Raw genomic sequence first — 966 nt, forward strand, 5'->3', positions numbered from 1 at the left:
GTCGAGAGGAGCAACGTGTCGAGCAGTCCGTACGACCAGCACATAGAAGAGCTGCTGGGCTCGTATCGCAGGGAGCGCTCAGAGGTCGGCGAGTTGCAGCGCAGGATGCGTGAGGTCAAGGCGAGCGCGACGGCTCCCCGGCAGGCTCTCAAGGTCACCGTGAACTCGCAGGGCGAGGTGGCCGAGATTGAGTTCCCGACCGGCGCGTACAAGCGCATGGCTCCCGTGGAGCTCTCCCAGATGCTCGTCACGACCATCCAGAAGGCCCGGACGAGTGCCATGGCCGCAGTGGCCGAGGTGCTGTCCGGTCACCTTCCCTCGGGCATGTCCGCCGCCGATCTGCTGCGGGGCAAGGCCGATCTCGGCGGACTTCTGCCCGAGACGCCGCCCATGGCGGGCGCGGTCGAGGAGTACATCGCCAACGGCCGTCCCGGCCGAGGCGCCGGCGGTCCACGGATTGCACGGCCTCCGGTCGCCTGAGAAACCCCGCAACCCCGAGCTCTCCTGAGCTGACATGAGAAGGAGGTCGCAGTGTCTTCCAGCTACTTCGCGGCGGACCCCGACAGCCTGGCGAAGACCGCACCCTATGTGCGGGCGTACTCCGACCTGATGAGGCAGGTCGTCACCCGGCTGGAGTCGCGCCTCGCCGAGCTCGGCGACTGCTGGGGCGACGACTCGATGGGAAAGGCCTTCGAGGAGCAGTACCGCACCCCCCGAGACCAGATGATCAGCGGGCTTCACGGGATCGCCGACGTACTGGACAGCACGGCTGACGGGCTGGAAACCATGGCGAAGGGATTCCAGCAGACCGAGGACCAGAACACGGCGACCGCCCGCAGCGTCGAGCGTGGCATCGACGAGCACCGCTCGGGTTCTCTCACGGACCCGACGACGTCGGGTCGTTCGCACGGCGACGCCCGCCCGCGCGCCTGACGAGTGATCTCCGGTGGAAAGGCCCTGTAAGTC

General features: G+C 67.7%; 2 protein-coding genes. Both read left to right on the forward strand.

What is annotated here, in order from left to right; genetic code table 11:
• The first annotated feature begins 15 nt into the window (after positions 1-15).
• Positions 16-480, forward strand: coding sequence for a YbaB/EbfC family nucleoid-associated protein (locus ACZ5SK_RS34030; RefSeq protein WP_361707035.1), 465 nt, complete (start codon positions 16-18; stop codon positions 478-480).
• 51 nt (positions 481-531) lie between these two features.
• Complete coding sequence (locus ACZ5SK_RS34035; protein ID WP_334582416.1) at positions 532-933, forward strand: WXG100 family type VII secretion target; 402 nt, start codon at positions 532-534, stop codon at positions 931-933.
• Positions 934-966 lie beyond the last annotated feature (33 nt).

The sequence above is a fragment of the Streptomyces sp. NPDC031474 genome (assembly GCF_055581185.1).